Origin of the sequence: Heliomarina baculiformis (assembly GCF_019966545.1) — a bacterium.
GTDB classification, from domain to species: domain Bacteria; phylum Pseudomonadota; class Alphaproteobacteria; order Rhodobacterales; family Rhodobacteraceae; genus Heliomarina; species Heliomarina baculiformis.
This window is the reverse complement of the sequence record NZ_JAIMIC010000005.1, coordinates 68,388-90,488: the sequence shown is the minus strand read 5'-3', so window position 1 is coordinate 90,488 and position 22,101 is coordinate 68,388. Positions and strand designations below refer to the sequence as shown.

17 protein-coding genes and 1 tRNA gene are annotated in these 22,101 nt (G+C 60.4%); 7 read left to right on the top strand and 11 right to left on the bottom strand.

The window, feature by feature from the left end:
• Positions 1–7 precede the first annotated feature (7 nt).
• From MF268_RS12545 to guaB, 6 genes are all read right to left on the bottom strand, one after another.
• Positions 8–1,003, bottom strand: a complete 996-nt coding sequence (locus MF268_RS12545) for a c-type cytochrome (protein ID WP_238371213.1) — start codon at positions 1,001–1,003, stop codon at positions 8–10.
• Positions 1,000–1,572 carry a cytochrome c oxidase assembly protein gene (locus MF268_RS12540; protein WP_238371212.1) on the bottom strand — a complete coding sequence of 191 codons (573 nt, stop codon included), beginning with the start codon at positions 1,570–1,572 and terminating at the stop codon, positions 1,000–1,002. Before MF268_RS12540 ends, MF268_RS12545 begins: the two co-directional genes overlap by 4 nt.
• Complete coding sequence (locus MF268_RS12535; RefSeq protein ID WP_238371211.1) at positions 1,569–1,973, bottom strand: hypothetical protein; 405 nt, start codon at positions 1,971–1,973, stop codon at positions 1,569–1,571. Before MF268_RS12535 ends, MF268_RS12540 begins: the two co-directional genes overlap by 4 nt.
• A complete protein-coding gene (ctaD, locus tag MF268_RS12530) occupies positions 1,970–4,513 on the bottom strand; it encodes a cytochrome c oxidase subunit I (protein WP_420485433.1) in 2,544 nt (847 codons plus the stop codon). The genes MF268_RS12535 and ctaD overlap by 4 nt, the downstream gene beginning before the upstream one ends.
• Positions 4,514–4,539: 26 nt before the next feature.
• Entirely contained in the window at positions 4,540–5,565 is a 1,026-nt protein-coding gene (locus MF268_RS12525; RefSeq protein ID WP_238371209.1) for a cytochrome c oxidase subunit II, read from the bottom strand.
• Positions 5,566–5,759: 194 nt separating this feature from the next.
• Positions 5,760–7,208, bottom strand: coding sequence for an IMP dehydrogenase (gene guaB / locus MF268_RS12520; RefSeq protein ID WP_238371208.1), 1,449 nt, complete (start codon positions 7,206–7,208; stop codon positions 5,760–5,762).
• Between the two features lie 331 nt (positions 7,209–7,539).
• Here guaB and MF268_RS12515 point away from each other — a divergent pair, with 331 nt between their 5' ends.
• The 6 genes from MF268_RS12515 to MF268_RS12490 all read left to right on the top strand — a co-directional run bounded on the left by MF268_RS12515 (position 7,540) and on the right by MF268_RS12490 (position 14,004).
• Entirely contained in the window at positions 7,540–9,582 is a 2,043-nt protein-coding gene (locus MF268_RS12515; protein WP_238371207.1) for an ASKHA domain-containing protein, read from the top strand.
• A gap of 93 nt (positions 9,583–9,675) precedes the next feature.
• Positions 9,676–11,064, top strand: coding sequence for a T6SS phospholipase effector Tle1-like catalytic domain-containing protein (locus MF268_RS12510; protein WP_238371206.1), 1,389 nt, complete (start codon positions 9,676–9,678; stop codon positions 11,062–11,064).
• Positions 11,065–11,086: 22 nt separating this feature from the next.
• A tRNA-Gly gene (locus MF268_RS12505) sits at positions 11,087–11,160 on the top strand.
• A 143-nt stretch (positions 11,161–11,303) separates the two neighbouring features.
• On the top strand, positions 11,304–11,789 hold the full coding sequence (locus MF268_RS12500; protein WP_238371205.1) for a hypothetical protein: 486 nt from the start codon (positions 11,304–11,306) through the stop codon (positions 11,787–11,789).
• A gap of 30 nt (positions 11,790–11,819) precedes the next feature.
• On the top strand, positions 11,820–12,233 hold the full coding sequence (locus tag MF268_RS12495; protein WP_238371204.1) for a hypothetical protein: 414 nt from the start codon (positions 11,820–11,822) through the stop codon (positions 12,231–12,233).
• A gap of 337 nt (positions 12,234–12,570) precedes the next feature.
• Positions 12,571–14,004, top strand: a complete 1,434-nt coding sequence (locus MF268_RS12490; protein WP_238371203.1) for a calcium-binding protein — start codon at positions 12,571–12,573, stop codon at positions 14,002–14,004.
• Positions 14,005–14,269: 265 nt separating this feature from the next.
• Here MF268_RS12490 and MF268_RS12485 read toward each other — a convergent pair whose 3' ends face one another.
• The gene (locus tag MF268_RS12485) at positions 14,270–15,889 is read right to left on the bottom strand and encodes a long-chain-fatty-acid--CoA ligase (RefSeq protein WP_238371543.1); all 1,620 of its coding nucleotides are present in this window, start codon (positions 15,887–15,889) and stop codon (positions 14,270–14,272) included.
• Between the two features lie 154 nt (positions 15,890–16,043).
• On the opposite strand from MF268_RS12485, the gene MF268_RS12480 reads away from it, so the two are divergent.
• Positions 16,044–16,556 (top strand): acyl-CoA thioesterase, encoded by a 513-nt coding sequence (locus MF268_RS12480; protein ID WP_238371202.1) that lies wholly within the window; start codon positions 16,044–16,046, stop codon positions 16,554–16,556.
• A gap of 74 nt (positions 16,557–16,630) precedes the next feature.
• Here the strand turns inward: MF268_RS12480 and MF268_RS12475 are convergent, their stop codons facing one another.
• The 4 genes from MF268_RS12475 to zwf form a co-directional block, all read right to left on the bottom strand.
• Positions 16,631–18,115, bottom strand: coding sequence for a peroxidase family protein (locus MF268_RS12475; protein ID WP_238371201.1), 1,485 nt, complete (start codon positions 18,113–18,115; stop codon positions 16,631–16,633).
• A 155-nt stretch (positions 18,116–18,270) separates the two neighbouring features.
• Positions 18,271–19,881, bottom strand: a complete 1,611-nt coding sequence (gene pgi / locus MF268_RS12470) for a glucose-6-phosphate isomerase (RefSeq protein ID WP_238371200.1) — start codon at positions 19,879–19,881, stop codon at positions 18,271–18,273.
• 3 nt (positions 19,882–19,884) lie between these two features.
• Positions 19,885–20,556, bottom strand: coding sequence for a 6-phosphogluconolactonase (gene pgl / locus MF268_RS12465; protein ID WP_238371199.1), 672 nt, complete (start codon positions 20,554–20,556; stop codon positions 19,885–19,887).
• Positions 20,553–22,007 carry a glucose-6-phosphate dehydrogenase gene (zwf, locus tag MF268_RS12460; protein WP_238371198.1) on the bottom strand — a complete coding sequence of 485 codons (1,455 nt, stop codon included), beginning with the start codon at positions 22,005–22,007 and terminating at the stop codon, positions 20,553–20,555. Before zwf ends, pgl begins: the two co-directional genes overlap by 4 nt.
• Between the last annotated feature and the right edge of the window lie 94 nt (positions 22,008–22,101).

Sequence of the window (22,101 nt, the reverse complement as noted above, 5' to 3'; positions counted from 1 at the left end):
CACCCGGTCAGGGCTGCAACCGACTGAAATAGGCCGCCAGGGCCTCAATGTCTTCCTCTGTCAACTCGCGCGCTGCCGCATGCATCAGCGGATCGGCGTCGTAGATGCCATCATGCCATAGCTCCATCTGAACCTTCAGGAACGCTTCGGGCTGGCCAGCGATCGCCGGTCCACGCCGATTGGCGGCGTCTCCGCCATGGCAAGCGAGGCAGGTCGGGATATCGCGCGTTCCCCTGCGGGCCAGTTCTTCTCCCCGCCCAAGCAGCACAGGGTCTACGTCCGCGACGTCCCTGTCTGTGGCGCGGCCCGAAAATCCTGTTGTCAGCGCCGCCATTTCCCCGGTCGGCACGAGACTTGCCGCCTGTGCCATGATCCCGCTGGGTCGGGTGCCATCACGATACTCTCTCAGCTTTTCCGCGATATAATCCGGCTCGAGGATATCCAGCCTTGGAACACGCCCGCCCATTCGTTCATGACAGGCGGTGCAGTAGCTTTTGGTATCGCCCGTTACGTCAGGCAGCGTCGGCGCATTTTCCACCTTGACCGCGGCCAGATAGGCCACGACCGACCACACCTCATCGTCCCGTTCCTTTGCGGGCCAAGCGGGCATACCGCTCATCTTGATGCCGTTCTCGACGATCCAGTGCATCTCGTTCGGCTTCCAATGAGCAACGGCCTCGTCAATGTGAGGCGGCGCAGGCACCATCGCCTGCATCGTCGCGCTGCGCTGTTCCCCCGGCGCCGCATGGCAGGGCGTGCAGGCTGTCGCGTAATGACTGGCCCCAAGCGCGATCAGATCCGGATCGCTCAGATCAGGCGCGTCCTCCATCGAGGGTGCGCGCAGCGCGACGGAATTCCGAAACGTCGTATGCAGCACCCATGACACGCCGGGCCAGTGGCCCACCTGCGCCGAGACATTGTAAAGCCCGAGCCCCACAACAGCGACCGCCCCGGCAAAACCAAAACCCGCCAATACCGCAAGTGTCAGGAACACGCGTCTCATGTGACTCTCCTGTCGCGCAGGGACAGGCCGGTCAGTACCAGCCCTGCGATGAGGTACACAGGCGTTCCTATCGCCAGCATCAGCATCCCGCCGATCTGTTGTCCTGAAAGATCGGGCGCCGAGCCGCACCAGTCGGCGTAAAGGTCACGCGGCGCAAGCGTCAGGATCGCGCCTAGAAGAGTCATGTGCATCGAGGTCAGCAGCAGTCCGCCCGCCCCGGCCAGCGGCTGATCGGCGCGCAGGCACCCGGCCCAGACCAGCAGGCCGACGACAAGAAAGCTTGCCTGTTCGGCAACAAAGCCCATAGCCACTGTCCGACCGAGCCCATGTGCCGCAGGCAAGTGCCAGGCCCAGACCACCGCGAATTCCGCCGCCGCCGCGATCAGCGACGGTACGGGAACGCGGCGCATCAGATCAGGCAGCCCCAGCACGATCAGCGGCGCGGCGAGTGCGACCAGCGTCATGTGCCGCAGCATATGAGCGGGGAATACAGGCATCAGGCCTTCCAGCGGCACCAGCCAGATCAGCGCCAGCAGCCCAAGCCCGGGAATCAGCAGCGGCAGCCTCATCCGCAGCCCTCCAGCAGCAGCAACGGAAGCGAGACGAACACCACCCCGATAAACGAGATGATCGACAACAGGAACGCCGCATGACCCAGAAACCGGTGCCGGTCTTCGGCCTTGCCCTGCTGGTTCAGGTAATCGCCGGTCTCGCGCACATCCCATTGCCGCCAGGCCCGCCAGCCGATCCACCCGATCAGGGCAAGCACCACGACGCTGAAAACGATCAGGCCCTGCCGCACCGATTCGACCGGCAGACCCTTGGCGCAGCTCAGCGCCACCAGACCGTAACAGATCACGAAATGCGCGGCCCAGGCGAGCGGCGACAGCGTGATGCGCCAGAGGCTCGCCTGCTCTTCGGCGAATTCCTCGACCTCTCCGTCGCGGGTTTTCTGGCGGTCTTCGCTCATAACACCCCCGGGGCAAAACCCATCACCGCGCAGGCGACCACCGCCGAGAGCACGTGGAAATGCCAGAACAGCGAGACGTTCCAGATATCGGCGTCATAGCGCGGGGTCATCTTCCCGAATATCGATCCGGCAAGGCAGTAGACCTGCATGATCACCCCTACACCTGTATGCACCACCACCCAGATTGCCAGCGCCCAGAGGATCGCCGGGTAGACATGGCTTGTCGGCTCAAGCGTCCACACCGAACCGATCAATCCTATGCCACCGACCCCGGCCAGCAGCGGCGCCGCGACAAGCGCTCCCCGCGCCAGAGACACAGCCCCCCGCCGGTTCGCCCCCCGCGCCCAAAGCGTCAGAGCCCATGAGGCGGCCATCGCGCCCGCTGCAATCGCGACAAGCAAGGGTTCCGCATGGGCCGCGCCGTCGGGCGGGAAATCGGGCCGTGCAGTCCAGTAGAAAAAGAACCCGAAAATGACCGAGGCAAAGGCCGTTGCATCGCCCAGCATGGTGATCCACATGGCCCACCAGCCGGCCGAGGCCGGCCCCGAGGCATAGGTCGGCAGTCGCAGACCCAGCCCCACGTCCTTGCTGTCCGCCTCGGGTGGCCGTGCGGTCGAGGTCCACAGCCAGTAGAGAATGCAAGCCACCGCCAGCACCCCGCAGACAATCGCGGGCGGATAAACGTGGAAGGTCGGAAAGATGAACGTCCCGCCGGTAAAGATCGCTGCCGCATGGGTGATCCACGCCGGCCCTGTCACCCGCTGCACCTGCAACGGCTCCGCATCGATGACCGAGGTAATCAGCGTCTCGCGTTTGCCTTCCTCGGCATCCGGGAGGTAATAGCGCCCCGCATCCATCCGCTCGACGATCTGCGGCTGATCCCAGAGCGGATAGCGAGAGGTCACATGCGGGATCGACCGAACGCCCCATGCCTCTTCGGGGATCTCATGGCTCCATTCCAGCGTGCCCGCCTGCCACGGGTTTCGCGCGACCTGCCCCTGCCCGCGTTTGGGCCGGAACAGATCCCAGACGAATACCGCGAAACCGGCGGCAATCACGAAAGCCCCAATGGTCGAGATCATATTCAGCCAGTCCCAACCGATTCCTTCGGGATAGGTATAGATCCGGCGCGGCATCCCCTTGAGCCCGGTCAGGTGCATCGGCAGGAAAGTCACGTTGAACCCGACAAAGATCAGCCAGAAGGACCAACGGCCCAGCCGCTCCGACAGCTTCTTTTTCCGGATAAACGGGTAGAAATAATACACCCCCGCGATCACCGGAAAGATCATGCCGCCGAACAGCGTGTAATGCAGGTGTGCGACCACAAAATAACTGTCGTGGGCCTGGAAATCGAAAGGCGCCATCGCCAGCATCACGCCGGTCAGCCCGCCCATGGTGAACACCGCCAGCGCCCCGGCGATCCAGAGCATCGGCAAGGTCATCGTGACCCGCCCGATCATCAGCGTCGCCAGAAAGGCGAACAGCTGGATACCGGTCGGGATTACCACCGCCTCGGACGCCGCCGAGAAGAACCCGAGCGAAATCGACGGCAAGCCCGTGGTGAACATATGATGCACCCAGAGCCCAAAGCTCAGGAACCCGGTGCCCACTGCCGACAGCACGATCCAGGAATATCCCACGATCGGGCGGCGCGCGACGGTTGGGATTATCATCGCCGCAATCGCAATCGACGGGAGGAAAACGATGTAAACTTCGGGATGCCCGAAGATCCAGAACAGGTGCTGCCAGAGCATCGGGTCGCCGCCCCTTTCGGGGTCAAAGAACGGCCAGTCGAAACTGCGCTCCAGCTCGAACAGGAAATCCCCGGCGATCAGCGGCGGAAAGGCAAACAGGATCATGCCGCCCACGACCATCACGTACCACGCATAAAGCGGCATGATATTGACGCGCATCCCCGGCGGGCGACATTTCAGCGTGCCTACGATCAGCTCAACCGCTGCGGCAATCGAGGCGATCTCGATAAAGCTCAGCCCCAGCAGCCAGATGTCGCTGCCCACGCCCTCGGCCTTGGTGGCCAGCGGCGGATACATGAACCATCCCGAATTAGGCGCCGCGTCGAACAGGATCGAGCCGATCACGAACACCCCGCCAATCAGGAAGGACCAGTAGCCAAAAGCCGAGAGACGCGGAAACGGCATGTCGCGTGCGCCAAGCAGCGCAGGCAGGATGATGATCGAGATCGCCTCGAACATCGGCACGGCAAAAAGGAACATCATCGCCGAGCCGTGCATAGTGAAAAGCTGGTTGAACCGGTCCGCCGGGATCAGGTCGTTCTCCGGCACCGCCAGTTGCAACCGGATCAACAGCGCCATCACCCCGGCGGCGAGCATAAAGAACAGCGCCGTGGTGGAATACCAGACCCCGACCTCGCTGTTGTTCACCGCCGACCAATAGCGCCAGCCTTTCGGCGTCGCCCAGGCCTTGCGCAACCGCTCCTGCTGAACACGCTGCACCTCGTCAGGCACAGGCTCGGCAAGCATCGCCTCACTGGGCGGAAAGGTCCCGCTCGGGCGCGGCATCACTGGCTTCTGATCGCGATCCCTGCTCATTTCAGTCCCACGAGATATTGCGCCAGATCATCAAGCTCTTCGGTGCTCAGAAAATCATAGCTCGGCATCTGCACCTCCGGCTTCAACGCCTCGGTATGGCCGATCCAGCGGGTGAAACCGGCCGTTGAGACGCCCATGCGCCCGGCCCCTAGCGACAAGCGCCCGCCAACATGGGTCAGATCCGGCCCCACCTGTCCCACGGCCTCGGTCCCCCGTATCGTGTGACAGGCGCCGCAGCCCTGCGAAAGGAACAGTGCCGCGCCCCGCGTGGCGGCGCCCTCCACCGGCATCAGCGCATCCCCGGCTTCCGCCTCCAGCCAGGCGTCGAACGTATCAGGCTCCATAACGACCGTCTCGAATGCCATCCACGCATGGCTCGCCCCGCAGAATTCGGCGCATTGACCGCGAAACACACCGGTTCTCTCAGCCCGCAGGCTGACCCGTGTCTCGCGCCCCGGAAACATATCCATCTTGCCCCCCAGCGCGGGGATCCAGAAGGAATGGATGACCTTGTCCGCCCCCAGCAGGAATTCCACGCGCTCCCCCACCGGCATTCGGATCTCGTTGGCCGTGACCACAGGGGCCTCGGCGCCTTCAGGCCAGTACTCCACCCGCCACCACCATTGCTCACCGGTCACCTTGATGCGCAGCCCGTCTCCCGGCGCGCGCTGATCCGGCAACAACCCAAGCCCCCACACCAAAAGCGCCGCAAGCAACACGGTCGGCAAAAGGATACCACCGCCAATCAACAGCGGTTGCACATAACGATCCGGAAATTGCCCGGGTCGGATCCGCGACAGGAAAAAAAACAGCCCGTTCATCGCGACCCAGAGGAGGCAGGCCGCCCCGAACATCACCCAGAACAACAGGCTGATGGCAGCCGCATCCTCGCCCGCCACGTCCAGCGCCGATTGCCGTCCGCTGCAGGCAGAGAGAAAAAGCGGAAGGCCCAACACAAAAAACGGCGCGCCGATACCATCGACCCGCCGCAAGGAACCATACTCACCCGACCTCGCGCCCATTTACCTCAACGCCACGCAGCCTCGCTAGTTCCGAAAAATCTACGACACCCGATCATCCAATCGCGCCACCGCGACCCCAGGGCACGCCATTCTTCTTTGGGTTGAAAATATCCCGGGGAGTCGCCTGCAAAGGCGACGGGGCAGAGCCCCGCCCCGTTTGCCTCGGAACGGCAACAGCCGGAAAAGGACGCCGATCAGCCGATCCGGTAATTCGGCGACTCGCGGGTGATGGTCACGTCATGCACATGGCTTTCCTTCAGCCCGGCACCGGTGATCTTCACGAATTCGCAGTTCCTGCGCATCTCCTCGACCGTGGCGCAGCCGGTATAGCCCATGGCCGCGCGCAACCCGCCCACCAGCTGGTGGATCACCGCATTGGCGCTGCCCTTGTAGGGCACCTGCCCCTCGATCCCTTCGGGCACCAGCTTGTCGCTTGCCGCATCTTTCTGAAAATAGCGATCCGCCGAGCCGCGAGCCATCGCACCGAGAGATCCCATACCGCGATAGGATTTGAAGCTGCGGCCCTGGTAGAGGATTACCTCGCCCGGCGATTCATCGGTCCCCGCGATCATCGAGCCCACCATGGCGCAGGACGCACCGGCGGCGATAGCCTTTGCGAAATCGCCCGAGAACTTGATGCCGCCATCGGCGATCACCGGTACGTCTCCGGCCGCGGCGGCGCATTCCATGACAGCCGTCAGCTGCGGCACGCCGACACCGGCAACCATACGCGTGGTGCAGATCGAGCCCGGCCCGATACCGACCTTGACCGCATCCGCGCCCGCATCGATCAGCGCCCTGGTCGCCTCGCCGGTTGCCACGTTACCGGCAATAACCTGTACGTGGTTCGAAAGTTTCTTGGCACGGGTGACCGCTTCGATCACGCCCTGCGAATGGCCATGCGCCGTATCGACCACAACGATGTCGACACCCGCATCGACCAGCGCTTCGGTGCGCTCGAAACCGCTTTCGCCGACCGAGGTCGCGGCGGCAACGCGCAAACGGCCCAGCTCATCCTTGCAGGCTGTGGGGTTCAGCACCGCTTTTTCCGTATCCTTGAGCGTCAGCAATCCGGTCAGCTTGCCGGTCTTGTCGGTAATCAGCAGTTTTTCGATCCGGCGCGACCGCATCAGGCTGATCGCCTCTTCCCGATCGGCGGGTTCGGTCATGATCGCGAGGTTTTCCGAGGTCATCATCACCCGGACGGGGGTTTCGTCCTTCTGGGCAAAGCGCATGTCTCGGTTGGTCACGATCCCGACCACGCGCTTGTTCTCATCGACCACCGGGAAACCGGAGAAGCCGTAGCGTTCCGTAAGTTCCTTGGCATCGGCGAGCGTCTGGTCCGCGGTCAGGGTCACCGGGTTGTAGACGATACCGGATTCGAACCGCTTTACGCGGCGCACTTCCTGCGACTGGGCATGAACATCGAGGTTCTTGTGGATCACCCCGATGCCACCCGCCTGTGCCATGGCGATCGCCATGCGCGCCTCGGTCACCGTATCCATCGCGCTCGACAGCAGTGGAATGTTCATGGAAATCGACTTGGTCACCCAGGTCCGCGTATCGGCCGTGGACGGCAGCACCGAACTGGCGGCCGGAACAAGAAGAACATCGTCAAAGGTGAGTGCCTCACGAATCTGCATCATAAATCCCCATGCATACCCCGTTTGACGGCCACCCTATCGCATGGTTTTCCGGAAGGGGAAAGAGGCGATCAACCAATTGCGTCGGGCTTGGTGCGCATACCCGCCATGTTGCGATCTTGTGCAGAGCTGGTCGGGGCTCTGCCCCGTCGCCCATGCGGGCGACTCCCCGGGATATTTGAAACCCAAAGAAGCAGGATGTTCTGCCGGGACGGTAGGGAGTTCGATATCCGAATTGGTCGCGGCGGGGCTAAAAAGCGGCGCGATGGCTCTTTCGCTTCACGCGCATTCGCCTATTTTGGCGCGACAAGTCTTGAAAGGTTCCGATCCCATGAGCAGCGATCCCCTGGTTGTCTTCACCCCGTCGGGGAAACGGGGCCGGTTTCCTGTCGGCACGCCGGTCCTGACGGCGGCCCGCCAGCTTGGAGTCGATCTCGATTCGGTCTGTGGCGGGCGCGGCATCTGTTCGCGCTGCCAGATCACGCCATCCTATGGCGAATTCTCCAAGCACGGGGTTGTCGTTCATGACGACGCCCTGTCGGCGTGGAATGCGGTCGAGGAACGTTACAAGTCCAAGCGCGGGCTGAAAGAGGGCCGGCGACTGGGCTGTCAGGCGAAGATCGAGCGTGACGTGGTGATTGACGTTCCCGCGGAAAGCCAGGTCCACCGGCAGGTGGTACGCAAGCGCGCCGAGGCGCGGGAGATCGTCATGAACCCGGCGGTGAAACTGTTTTACGTCGAGGTTGCCGAACCGGACATGCACGACCCCTCGGGCGATCTGCAACGGCTGCGGAGCGCGCTTGAAGCGCAATGGTCGCTGAGCGGGTTGCAGATCGACCTTGCGATCCTGCAGAAGCTGCAACCGGCGCTGCGCAAGGGCGGCTGGAAAGTGACCTGCGCGGTACATCTGGGCACAGCAGACATCCGGCCGCGTATCATCGAGGTCTGGCACGGCTTCCATGAGGCACCGATCTATGGGCTGGCCGTGGACTTGGGCTCGACCACCATCGCGGCGCATCTCTGCGATTTGCAGACCGGCGAGGTTGTCGCCTCGTCCGGGATCATGAACCCGCAGATCCGGTTCGGCGAGGACCTGATGAGCCGGGTAAGCTATTCGATGATGAACGCGGGCGGCGCCGAGGAAATGACGCGGGCGGTGCGCGAGGGGATGAACACGCTGTTCGAGCAGATCAGCGGCGAGGCCGGGATCGGCACCGCCGACATCCTTGACGCTGTCTTTGTCTGTAACCCGGTAATGCACCACCTGTTTCTCGGCATCGATCCGTTCGAGCTGGGCCAAGCGCCCTTTGCGCTGGCGACCTCCGATGCGCTGAACCTGACCGCCGCAGAAATGGGGCTGGAGATGCACCCCTCGGCGCGGATCTACCTGCTGCCCTGTATCGCGGGGCATGTGGGCGCGGACGCCGCCGCCGTTGCCTTGTCCGAGGCACCCGACAAGTCCGAAGACCTTGTCCTGATCGTCGATGTGGGCACCAATGCCGAGATCCTGCTTGGCAACAAGGACAAGGTGCTGGCCTGTTCCTCCCCAACCGGACCCGCTTTTGAAGGCGCGCAGATCTCCTCGGGTCAGCGGGCCGCCCCGGGCGCTATAGAGCGGGTCGAGATTGATCCGGTGACGAAAGAGCCGCGTTTTCGTGTCATCGGCTCGGATCTCTGGTCAGATGAGCCGGGCTTTGACGAGGCCGTTGGCCCGGGCGGGATTACAGGCATATGTGGCTCGGGCATCATCGAGATGGTCGCCGAAATGCGCATGGCGGGCATCGTCGACGCCCCGGGCCTGATCGGCAATCCCGAGCAGACCGGCACCGAACGCTGCATCATGGAGGGGCGCACCTATTCCTACCTGGTATGGGACGGCAGCGATAAAGGCGGACCGAAGATCACCGTCACAAACCGCGATATCCGCGAGATCCAGATGGCCAAGGCGGCGCTTTATTCCGGCGCGCGGCTGCTAATGGACAAGTTCGGAGTCGATCACGTGGATCGGATCGTGCTGGCCGGGGCCTTTGGGGCCCATATCAGCCCGAAGCACGCGATGGTGCTGGGCATGATCCCCGATGCGCCGCTGGACAAGGTCACCTCGGCAGGCAACGCGGCGGGTACCGGAGCCCGCATCGCGCTTTTGAACACCGAGGCGCGGTCCCTGATCGAACAGACCGTGCGCGATATCCACAAGGTCGAGACCGCGATCGAGCCGCGCTTCCAAGAGCATTTCGTGAACGCCTCGAACATTCCCAACGCAGTCGAGCCCTTTCCGATACTGCGCAGCATCGTCACCCTGCCCGAGGCCACTTTCAACACCGGCGACAGTGGCGGCGAAGGCGGGCGGCGGCGACGCGGCAGACGCGGCTGAACACGGGGCGCGATCCGTTCAGCATTACGCTTTTCCTTGCTGCTATCCTTGGGCTGGCCCTACACTCCTCCCGGTTTCAGCAAGGAATTTTCAATGTCGCGCAGGATTGTCATCTGTTTCGACGGCACCGGCAATGAGGTCGGCGACCGCGAAAGCAATATGCTCAAGCTTTACAAGGGCCTGACTCAGGGCGAAGACCAGATCACCCATTACGTGCCGGGGGTGGGCACGATGGACGGTCCCCGGCTTTTCGGCTCGAAACTGATCAACAAGACACGCTCGCTGCTAGGGCTGGCATTCGGCATGGGGCTTGAGGATGACGTGCTCGATGCCTACCGATTTCTCTGCCGCACCTACCAGGGCCGCGACGCGAAACAGGCCGCTCATCGGGCGCGGCGCGAGCGGCTGGAACAGGATGCGCGGGATCTGGGCGTGACGGTGCCTGACATCGCCGAGGGCGACATCGACCCGGACCGGATCTATATCTTTGGCTTTTCCCGCGGTGCCTATGCGGCGCGCATCCTTGCCGGCTTCGTTCACAACTTTGGCCTTGTCGCGCCGGACAAGCTGCACCTGATCACCGGGGCCTATCGCGCCTACCGGCTGGTGACGGACATGGATCGCGGCCAGCCCGATGAGGTGGTTTTCAAGAAACTCAGGCAGTTTCACGACGTGCTGTCCCCCGATCCGGACGTGCCGATCCGCGCGCTGGGCCTGTTCGACACGGTGGCATCGATGGCGCGGTTCTCGCGACCCTTGCGCAACCTCGCCCGCTGGCGCAGCCCGATGGAGCTTGCCACCCACGCCAATGTCATGCGCAACCGCTCGGTCCGGATCGTGCTGCATGCGCAGGCTGTGGATGAAAGACGCTCCATGTTCCGCGCCCTGCCCTGGGTGCCGTCGTCCTATTATGGCAATCGCTTCAAGCAGCCCGCGGCGAAACGCTGGCAATATGTCCAACAGCGCTGGTTTCCAGGGTTTCACGGCGACATCGGCGGCACCAATCGCGAATATTACAGCGGCATCGGCAAGATCTCTCTGCTCTGGATGCTCGACCAGCTTGCCGAATTCGAGGCGCAGGCCGATGCCGAGGACGGCCGTGCGCCGCTTTCCGGCCTGAGCTTTCACAAGGGCTACCGGGACGATTTCCTGAGGGGCGGCGATACCAAGGCCCGCACCCGCGCCGGGGATATCTATGCCAAGCCAGATGCGATGGCGCCGATCCATTCCTCGATGGGGCCCGGCTGGTGGCCGCTCGAGATCCTGCCAAAGACGACTAAGCGCCGCGAATGGCCCTCGAAACGCGGCTTTGGCTGGTATATCCCGTGGTCGGAACCTCGCGCGATTCCCGGCGATCACCACATAGACGACAGCGTCTACGAACGCATGCAGCGCTGGCGTTTCTATCGGCCGGTCAACGTGCCTGAAAAAGACGATATGAACATCCGCCCCCCGTCGAACTACTTGACGGCGAACAGGTGAACAGCTACCTCAGCGCCGAGCGGCGGGTATGGTGAAAAGGTATCACGAAAGCTTCCCAAGCTTCAGTTACGGGTTCGATTCCCGTTACCCGCTCCAAGGTTTCTTTCCGACAAAACGCCGTTGCTTTTATTGAAGCCCCCCGACCTTTCCGGCACAGCTCCGAGAATAGCGTTTGAAACGGCCAGAAACCGGGGCTACACCCGATCAAACCTGACATGACCGTAATTCGGAGCCCCTGAATGGGTGACCTCATCCTCCATATCGGATCTCACAAGACCGGTACCACATCGATCCAGAAAGCGCTGCGCACCGCGTTGAAGCAAACAGATCGCAATGACCCCGTTTACATCAACGTCCGCCAGAACGGACGGATGACAAACACGGCTGATGAAGGTCCGGCATTTCGAGGCGTCCTGCGCGTGAAACACGCGGAAAATGTTCTGACCCCGCAAAAGGCAACGGCCATTACCTCAGATGAGGGCATGTTCTGGCTGAACGATTCCGAAGATATCCGGGCACTCCGCGATATCGTCGTCCCGAGGTTCGGCCACGTCAAAATCCTTTGCTACCTGCGCCGCCAGGACCTGCTGGCCAGTTCCCACCGTCGGCAAGTGATCGGAAACAAACCTGCGAGCCGGTTCTACGGGGTGAATGATACGCCCCTGCCCGTCTATCAACCGCATTTCCAGAGCTACTTCGACTACGCCGCCAAGCTGAACCTTTGAGCCGACGCCTTCGGCAAGGAAAACGTGACCGTGGTGCCGTTTGAAACCGCCTCCCTGAGAGACGGAGATGTCGTGGCGGATTTCGCCCATCGGACCGGAGCGAAATTCGCGAGCGCCGAGTGGAAAAATACCTCATATGACGGCAATGCCACCTATCTCGGCCTGAAACTCTCGGGCCTCGGACTCAAGGACGCGCGGATCGACCGTATCCTCAGCCGCGTCGAAGGCAGCTCGCCCTTCCTTCCGACAAAGGACGAAGCGCGCGCCTTTCTCGCTCATTTCGCGGATGCCAACGAAAGGCTCGCGCGGGACTGGGGACTGGAATTCGACATGTCATTCGACCGCTACCCGGAATCTGCGGATCACCGCTGGTCTAACGCGGATGTGGACGCGATGCTCAACGCACTTCTGGCCGAGCTGAAAAAGAACAAGAACCCGTCCTGAAGCGATCCTGTAGCGGTTATCCGCAAAACATGTGGGTCCGCTATGCAAGACGAAGCTGGGTTCTGTTCTGGATCCCTATTGGCTTCGACCATGAGTATTCACGCACCCTTGGCGCAGCAGGCGTCCAGCTTAGCCTAAATGAACATTTTCGGAAGGTGCGTACAGATCTCGTCAAGTCTTCCGAAGCAAAACAACTAAATCCTCAAATCTGAAATATGTGAACAGACACTTGCTTGACAGGATCCGACCGTTCCCCCAGACCTACTTAGGGACCTAAGACTGATGTTCATTTAGTCGTTTCGGGATTGATAAATTCTATGTGGGTGGGGAAATTATTATGGCGTTTCTTGTTGGTAATGCGAACGACGACACACTAATCGGCACGAAGAAGGACGATCTGATCGTAGGCAAAGGTGGTCTGGACTTTCTGCGAGGGCGAGGAGGCAAAGACATCTTAACCGGCTTCGGCGAGATTCATGGCGATGGTGGTAGGGATCAGTATCACGCAGTCGGCATGGGGCGGAATGACCAACGGGATCTCTTAGATACTTCCATCGATCTTGGGAATGGCAGCGACTCTCTTTTTCTGAATCACCACGATGCAAGAGAGGAGTCGACTTTTGGATTGTCCGGGGAAACTGATCTCGGCAAGGGCAACGACAAGGTTGTCGTTTCGGGAAAACTGCATGACTACTTCATATTGTCGGAAGGGAACGACCAAGCTTTTGTGATGTCGCAGGCCGGTTTTACGGATTTCGTCGGTGTTCACGTCTTTGGAAGCATTGGAAAAATTCAAAGCGTCGACCCTGACCAAGGCACTGACACGCTGCATTTTGATCTGTCCGGATCGATGGAATTTTCGGTGTTTGGCGAAAATGACAGAATCAAACTTTATGGGACTGATCTTGATCTGTCAGACATAAAGGCCCGGACTGTTTTCGATGATGATCGTTTGCAGACCAATCTGAAGATCGTGTTTGACGGCGGTGTGGAATTGCATGTCAGCAAGTCCTGGAGTGGCCACCTCACTGCCGATAACATTTCCACAACAACTAAGAACCTGAAGGTCGTTAAAGAAGTTTACATCGGCGCTGAAGAGACACCTGTATCGGCGGTCTTTAGATCCGGCGCGGACGAAAATGTTGCCGCCAAGGGACGCGCACAGTTTATGGGGTCTGGCGATGATGTCGCTCGCGGAAACCGTAAAGATGACCGGCTTTGGGGAGAAGCGGGTAACGACACCCTGAAAGGGAAGAAAGGTGATGACATCCTTAACGGTGGCAGCGGTGACGATCATCTGATTGGCGGCAAAGGCAGCGACACGCTAATTGCCGGCGCAGGGAGCGACCTGATGCTTGGCGGCGGCGGATCGGACACTTTTCTGTTCGACTGGGAGTATTCCGGCGATTTCAACCTTGCCAAAGGTGGCGGTGGATCCGACATTTTTGTTTTTCAGAATGCCGGCGAAACGCGGATTACCGGCGGAGGCGGTGTCGATCGTTTTGTTTTCAATGCGGACTGTTACGCAACCATCATATTAGATGACTTCAAAGCTGCGAAGGAGACATTCGATGTCTCTGCTTGGCTGGAGGCCAGCGAAAATCCGAATTACGTACTCTCGCATACCGTCACGACGCTGAATGGATCAGACAACCGATTTGGTGTCGAAGGCACACTCGTTCAGTTATCCTATGGTTACGACGGCGCTTGGATCTATCTTGAGGGGGTTGATGCAGACGCGTTCAACTTTAACGACAACGTTTTATTCTAGCATTGTTCAACTCGCCCCTTCCACCTTGAGTTTCGCTTTAGTTGCGCAGCCACTTCTGACGGGAAAAATACGCAGCTACTTTTCCAATAACGCTCATTGCCAATTTTAGGAGGGCGCTTTCCCAACCTCCGCCGCGCTTTGCCCGAAAGGTCCGGCTTGAAGCACATAACCCACCAACACGGTTTGCGCCCCCCCGACCTAAAACACAGACCGCCCCGCCCGGCGTAACCCGGACGGGGCGGTTTCGCTTTAACTCGGCCTTATATCAGGCGCTCAGAACGTCGTTGAACTGGTCGCGCAGATTACGCTTGAGCACTTTACCGGTGGCGTTCAGCGGCAGCGCGTCGATAAAGACCACCATATCGGGAATCTGCCACTTGGCGATCTTGTCCTCGAAATAGGCCAGCAGCTCTTCCTTGCTCGGCTCTTCGCCCTCGGCCTTGACCGCAACCAGCAACGGACGCTCGTCCCATTTGGGATGCGGCACACCGATCACCGCCGCGTTGGCCAGCTTGGGATGCGACATGGCGATGTTTTCAAGCTCGACCGAGCTGATCCACTCACCGCCCGACTTGATGATATCCTTCGACCGGTCGCGGATCGTCATATAGCCATCCGGGTCCAGCGTGGCCACATCGCCCGTGGCGAACCAGCCGTCATCCAGCAGGTCCTCGTCTTCCTGACGGAAATAGCTGTCGAGCACCCAGTAGCCGCGCACCATCAGGTCGCCCTGCGTCTTGCCGTCATTGGGCAGTTGCTTGCCATTGTCGTCGACGATCTTAAGCTCGACACCATAGGGCGGACGGCCCTGATTTTCGCGAAGCTTGCGCTGCGCCTCGACCGATAGCTTGGCATGTTTCGCCAGCGGCTGGTTGGTCGACCCAAGCGGGCTCATCTCGCTCATGCCCCAGGCATGGATCGTGTCGACGCCGTATTTGTCGCGGAAGGTGTCGATCATCGACGGCGGACAGGCCGAACCACCGATCACGGTGCGTTCCAGCGAGTCCAGCTTGGATCCGGACTTGGCCGCATAGCCCAGCAGGCCCAGCCAGATCGTCGGCACCCCAAGCGCCAGCGTGATGTCATAGCTGTCGATCAGTTTGACAAGGCTTTCGCCATCCAGACCCGGTCCGGGCATCACCATCCGCGATCCCGACATGGCGCAGGAATAAGGCGCGCCCCATGCATTGACGTGGAACATCGGCACAACCGGCATCACCACGTCGCGCGCCGAGAAGCCGATGCAGTCGATGGAATTGGCCGCAAAAGCATGCAGCACGGTCGAACGGTGCGAATAGAGCACGCCCTTGGGATTGCCCGTGGTGCCCGAGGTATAGCACAGGCTCGACGCGGTATTCTCATCGAATTCGGGCCAGGCGAAATCCGCGTCGCCCTCTGCGATCATCTCGTCATAGAAGGTCACATTCGGCACCTTCTCGGCGACTTCCTCGTCGCGCGGGCCCATGTAGACCAGATGCTTCAGCTTTTCGGCCTTGTCCGCCAAGAGCGCGGCCAGCGGCACGAATGTCTTGTCAAAGAACAGGACCTCGTCCTCGGCATGGTTGGCGATGAACACGAGCTGTTCCGGGAACAGACGCGGGTTGATCGTGTGGCACACGAAACCGGCGCCTGACACGCCATAGTAAATCTCGAGATGGCGACGGTTGTTCCACCCCAGAGTCGCACAGCGCGCCTGTTCGGACAGGCCCAGTTTGCTCAGCACCGACCCCAGCCGATGCGCATTGGCGGCGACGCTGCCCCATGTGGCGGTCTCGACGCCGCCGGTTGTTTCTACCGAAAAGATCTCTGTATCCGCATGATAGGTCTCCGCGTGATCGATCAGCGAAGATATCAGCAGCGGTTTGTTCATCATCTGGCCCAGCATGGCAGGCTCCTCTTCTTCCATGTCCGGAAGACTTCCTCTCCCGGCATTGTCCAAAATTTTCTGAAAACACGGGCGAAAGCGGCCGTTTCGCACCAATCCCTCCCCGATGTCTCTCCGCCGATCAAACTGACAATGATTTCGAGGCTTTGCAAGAATGACCTTGCGACGAAAGTCGCACTGGACTAGCCCATTCAACATGGAGCTTCGCTATCACACACCGCTCAGTGCAGAAGAGCAGATCGCACATGGCGTAACCACGCCGCAGCGCATGGCAATTGCCGATAAAGTCCGCTTTTCCGAGCTGGATTCGCAAAACCACGTCAATAACAAGGCCTATATCAGCTGGCTGGAATCCGCCCGCGTGGCCTATTCCGACGCCTACTGCCTGTCCTTCTTTGACCAGCGTCCCCGGTTCATGGTCCACAGTATTACGCTGCGTTACATTCGCGAAATGGTGATCAAGGAAAGCTATATAGCCACCTGTCAGGTCACCGCGTTCCGCAATTCCTCCTATACGCTCGACCAGCAGGTCTGGTCCGGGGACATGCGCGCGCGGATGCAGGCAGTGATCGTGCTCGACAAACCCGATGGCTCTGGCCGCTACCCGCTTCCCGAGGGGCTGCGCGAACAGTTCATGTCACTCGACGGCGCCCGGGACGAACGTTAGGGCGACCATCAAGGCCGCCCCAACCAGGGGGTGTTGGGCCTTCCCCCTGTCGCGACAGGCAACGTGCCGGTCGCCTAGCCCGATTTCAACGCCTCGCGGTGGTTGCTATCGGACCAGTGTCCCTCGACATAGGCTATCATCCCGGCCAGCACGCTCGGCTGCCCGCCAAAGCCCTTCCACGGCTCAAAATGGTGATGGTGCAGGTATGTCGTCCTGTCCCGCTTGAGCAGGTTCGCAAAGACCGAAGCAACGATCAGCCCCCCAACGCCCGTCAGCTTACCATTGCCATGCTGCTCTGCCTCCTGAAGGCAGTAGAACCATAGCGGCGTCTTGGCAAAACCCGCCTGTTTAAGCACATCCGGCACCGCGACTTCCTCTTCGCCAAGAAAAGCGGCCATCTGCTGCCCCGAGGCAAGCTGATAGGTATAGCGGTCGCGGATCATGTTGCGCAGGGCGAGGTTTTTCGACTGCCCAAGGGTCATCGTCAGCTCGATATCGCTCAACTCGATCTCGTCCTTTACGAAAGGCAGCTCCAGAAGTGTGCGCCCCAGTCCCGGCCCAACCGGCCGTGCCTTTTGCACGCTCGGCCCGTCCTTCATCTCGAAGAACATCGCCATATCCATATCGGACTCTACCGGGCGCTTGCCAAACCCGAGGAACTTGAACAGGTGATCCTGATCGCCATCCGCCGTCAGCCTATACCCCGCCTGCGTCGTCGCATGGCCAAAGCGATAGGCCGCGCCGCTGAATTCCACCGGCATCACCGGCGCGTTCCAGCTGAACACATCCGTCGCCATCGCCCGGTCCAGACAGGCCTGATCGACAAAGGACGGCAGGAATTCATTCCAGACGCACCATTGGTAATGCAGCCGAATAAACCGCCGCACTTCCTCGAAATTCTCCAGGTTGGGATGGACGTAGTCGTGCCAGACATGCGGCTCCAGCCCGCCATGGGCGCATTCGCAGATCTCCTCGGCCATGTCATTTCCGTCGTCGATCTTGCTCATTAGCGTGTTGTGAAGACGGATAAACATGCCCTGAATCTGTGACACGATGACGTTCTCGTCATTGCGCGGGTCGCCGATCAGCGCCTTCTCCGCCGAGGTCCGCGCCAGATCCCTTTCGTTATGGGCCGTGCCGAACATCAGGTAATGCTCCGCCTCGTCCTTGCCATAAAGATGCGGCGAGGCGTCGGGTCCCGCGCCATAGACGCAATCCAGATCGAGCGCGGGCGAGCGGACATTGACAATCGTCGCCGGGTCGATCCGGGTCCCAAGCGCGCTGGTCGCGTCCATCGTGATGTCGTGATCCACGAACTGACCCAGAAAGGTCATGCCCGCATCCGCCGGACCGTCCTCATTGTCGTCGCGCGCCATCGTCTGGGACAGCTCATCGAGCTTGTCGATGACATCCTTGTGGGTAATGTTCTTGATGAATACCGGATTGGGAGGTCTCAGACGGCCAAAGACACTCGCAAAGGGCTTGTCCGGACCTTCCTGCTGAAGACACACCTTGACCAGCTGGTCCAGCCGCGAAAGGCCGTGATACATACCTGACATGATAATCGTACTCCAAAAAAATGAATTATAAAAAATCAAAGAAAAAGCGCCCGACGAAATAATCGGACGCTTTTGGGTAGCATTATTTTCCGAAAATTACAACCTATGAGGACCACACAAGAGACCGACCTAGACCACAAGTTGCAACGAAACGATTACTTGCGATGTGTTTTCACATACTCCACGAGCGCCCGCGTTGAGCCATCCTTGGAAGCAGCGCTCTCGGTGCCGTCAACGATCGGCCCCAGCGATGTCGCCAGTTCCTTGCCAAGCTCGACGCCCCATTGATCATAGGAATTGATCCCGAGGATCACACCCTCGACAAAGACCCGATGCTCGTAAAGCGCGATGATCTGGCCCAGCACGAACGGCGTCAGCTTGGGATAGATCAGCGTGACCGACGGCCGGTTGCCCGGGAACACCCGGTGCGCCGCCTGCCGTTCAAGCTCCGCCCCCTCGAATTTGCCCGCCACTTTTTCCCGCGCCTCGTCAAGATTGCGCCCGCGCATCAGCGCTTCGGATTGGGCAAGGCAATTAGCGACCAGTAGCCGGTGATGATGCGCAAGCTCCGGTTCGTGCCCTTCGGCGGCGACCATGAACTCGCAGGGAATGACCGCCGTACCCTGATGGATCAGCTGGTAAAACGCGTGCTGTCCGTTCGTGCCCGGTTCTCCCCAGACGACCGGACCGGACGCGTAATCAAGCGTCGAGCCATCCATCGCCACGGACTTGCCATTGCTCTCCATCTCAAGCTGCTGAAAATAGGCGGGCAGCCGCGCCAGCCGCTGGTCATAGGGCAGAACCGCGCGGGTGGCGTAACCGCAGACCTGATGGTGCCAGATCCCGACGAGCGAGAGCAGCACCGGCAGGTTCTTTTCCCACTCGGTTTTGCAAAAATGCCGGTCCATCGCCTGCGCACCCCGCAGGAAGTCATCGAAATTCGCAGGACCAATGGCAATCATCAGGCTCAGCCCGATGGGCCCCCAGACGGAATAGCGCCCGCCGACCCAGTCTTCGAATCCGAAAACATGGGCCGGATCGATACCGAATTCCGCCGTTTTTTCCTGCGCGGTGGACAGTGCCGCGAACTGGCGCGCGGGGTCACCTCCGCCCTGCTCCATCCAGTCCCGGGCTGTCGTCGCATTGGTCATGGTCTCGATGGTCGTGAACGTCTTGGAGGCGACAATCACCAGCGTCGTTTTTGGGTCCAGTCCCTTTAGCGTGTCCGAAACATCCGCCCCGTCCACGTTGGACACGAAATGACAACGTGGCCCGTCATGATAAGGCGCCAGCGCCAGAACCGCCATCGCAGGTCCCAGATCGGAACCGCCGATGCCGATGTTGACCACATCGGTAATCTCGCCGCCGGCCCCGATCAGCGCACCGTAGCGCACCGAATTGGCAAAGTCCCGCATACGTTCCAGCGTTTCCAGAACGCCCGGCATCACGTCCTGCCCGTCGACCATCACCGGGTCACCGTCGAGATTGCGCAGGGCCGTATGCAGAACCGCGCGCCCCTCGGTCTCATTAATCGCCGCACCCGAGAACATAGCGTCACGGCGCGCGGCCAGGTTGCTGGTCTCACAGAGCTTGATCAACGCGGCTCGGGTATCAGGGTCTATATTGGTCTTGGAATAATCCAGCCGCATCTCTTCCGCATCGGCGCTGAAATTATCCGCCCGCCCCGCATCAGTGTCGAACAGATCAAGAATGTGACGTGACGCTGCCGCATCTCGGTTGTAATCCAAATACTTAAAGTTCTGCATATATTACTCTGCCCAGTGAACTGTTATTTCTGATAAAACTGCGCCAATGGGCGCTTCTTCCGGTGGCAAGCCGCGTGCCTTCTCCAAAGCTTCACGCTTGTCCGCTCCGGTAATCACCAGATGCTTGGACATTGCCCCGTCCAGCACCGGTGCGGTCAGGCTGATCCGGGTCTCCGGCTGGGTTTCCGGCCGCATCACCGCAACCGGCCCCGCCTTGCGACCCAGCGCCGCCTCAAGCCCCGGCGCCTTGGGAAAGAGCGAAGCCGTATGCATGTCACCCCCCATTCCGAGCACCAGAAGCGACAAGGGAAGCTTGGGCGTCAATGTCTCGGCGATGGCCTCCAGAGCCTCCTCCGGCTCCGATCCTTCCCGATAAAGTGAAATATAACGGGCTTTTGCAGCCCGATCCGAAAGCAATCTCTCACGTATCAGGCGCGCGTTAGAGCGCTCGTGACCTTCGGGCACCCAGCGTTCGTCCGTGGGCAACACATGCACGCGCGACCAGTCCAGATCGACACCGCAAAGCGCGTCAAAGATCGGCCCAGGCGTTGTGCCACCCGGCACGGCAAAAGACGCGAAATCATGATTGAACAGACAGGATTCCAGCTCGCTCGCCAGCGTGTCGGCCACCCCGATCGCCATCATATCCCGGTCTGCATATTCCTTGATTTTCAAGGCGTTATCCCCCGCCATTCACGTTTATCGCGAAGCAATAGAAGCTCCGCATCGCGCGGGCCTGTGCTGCCGCTGTCATAGGGTTTGGGCACATCGCCCCGCGCTTCCCAACCTGCGATGATAGGATCAGTCCAGGCCCAGGCGGCCTCGACCTCATCGCCGCGCATGAACAGGGTCTGGTTACCACGGATCACGTCCATGATCAGCCGCTCATACGCATCCGGCGGATCGCCGCCTTCTTCGCCGAGAGCTTCGGCAAAGGTCATGTCCAGTGGCACGTCAATCAGGCGCATACCGCCCGGTCCCGGTTCCTTGATTGTCACCTGCAAAGTGATGCCCTCGTTCGGCTGCAAACGGATCGACAACACGTTGGCATGGCGCCCGGCTTCCTCGCCGAAAATCGAATGCGGCGTGTCCTTGAACATCACGTTGATCACCGAGGATCGCGCCTTGAGCCGCTTGCCGGTGCGCAGATAAAACGGCGTCCCGGCCCATCTCCAGTTATTGATATGGGTTTTAAGCGCCACGTAACTCTCTGTTTTGGAACGTGGATTATCAACAGCCTCCCGATAGCTCGGATGATCCGCATCGGCATCGTACTGCCCGCGGACAAGGTGATGCGGCAGCACATCGCCAAGCGCACGGATCACCTTTAGCTTTTCGTCGCGTACCGCATCCGGTTCGAACCGCGCGGGCGGCTCCATCGCGATCAGGCATAACAGTTGCATCAGGTGGTTCTGCATCATGTCCCGCATCGCGCCGGACTTGTCGTAATATTCGCCCCGGCCGCCAACACCGACCGTCTCTGCCACCGTGATCTGGATGTGGTCGACATATTGCGAATTCCACAGCGGCTCGAAGAGCATATTGCCAAAACGCACTGCCATCAGGTTCTGTACCGTTTCCTTCCCGAGGTAATGGTCGATCCGGTAAATCTGGCCTTCGTCGAAATGCGTGGCAAGCGTGGCGTTCAGTTCCCTGGCGGTCGCAAGGTCGTTCCCGAATGGTTTTTCAACGACGATCCGCGCCTCGGGCGTGGCCATGCCATGGGCGTGGATCTTGTCCGCCAGCGCGCCAAACAGCCCGGGTCCGACCGAGAAATAGAATGCCCGCACCCGGTCTTCGGTCATTTTTGAGGCCAACTCTTCCCAGCCGTCCTCCCCCATCGCGTCGATGGTCACATAGTCAAGCCGCGACAGGAAACCTTCCAGCGTGCCATCCTCGCATCCACGCCCCGGCGAAAACTCCCGGATACTCTCGGCGGCAAATTCACGATATTCCTCAGCATCATGTTCCGAGCGCGCCGCCCCGATGATCCGCGCGCCTTCGGGCATCTGACCTGCACAATAGCGTCTGAACAGCGCCGGAATGACCTTGCGCTTTGCAAGATCGCCAGTGCCGCCAAAGATCACCAGATCAAAGGGATCGACGGGGATAACGCGTGAAACCATGATCTTCGGTCCTTTCAGTCCGCGACAAATGCCGCATCTTCTCGTGGCACCTAGCCCGATTGCCAAGCCATTCCACCGATTAGCAAGTTAGCGC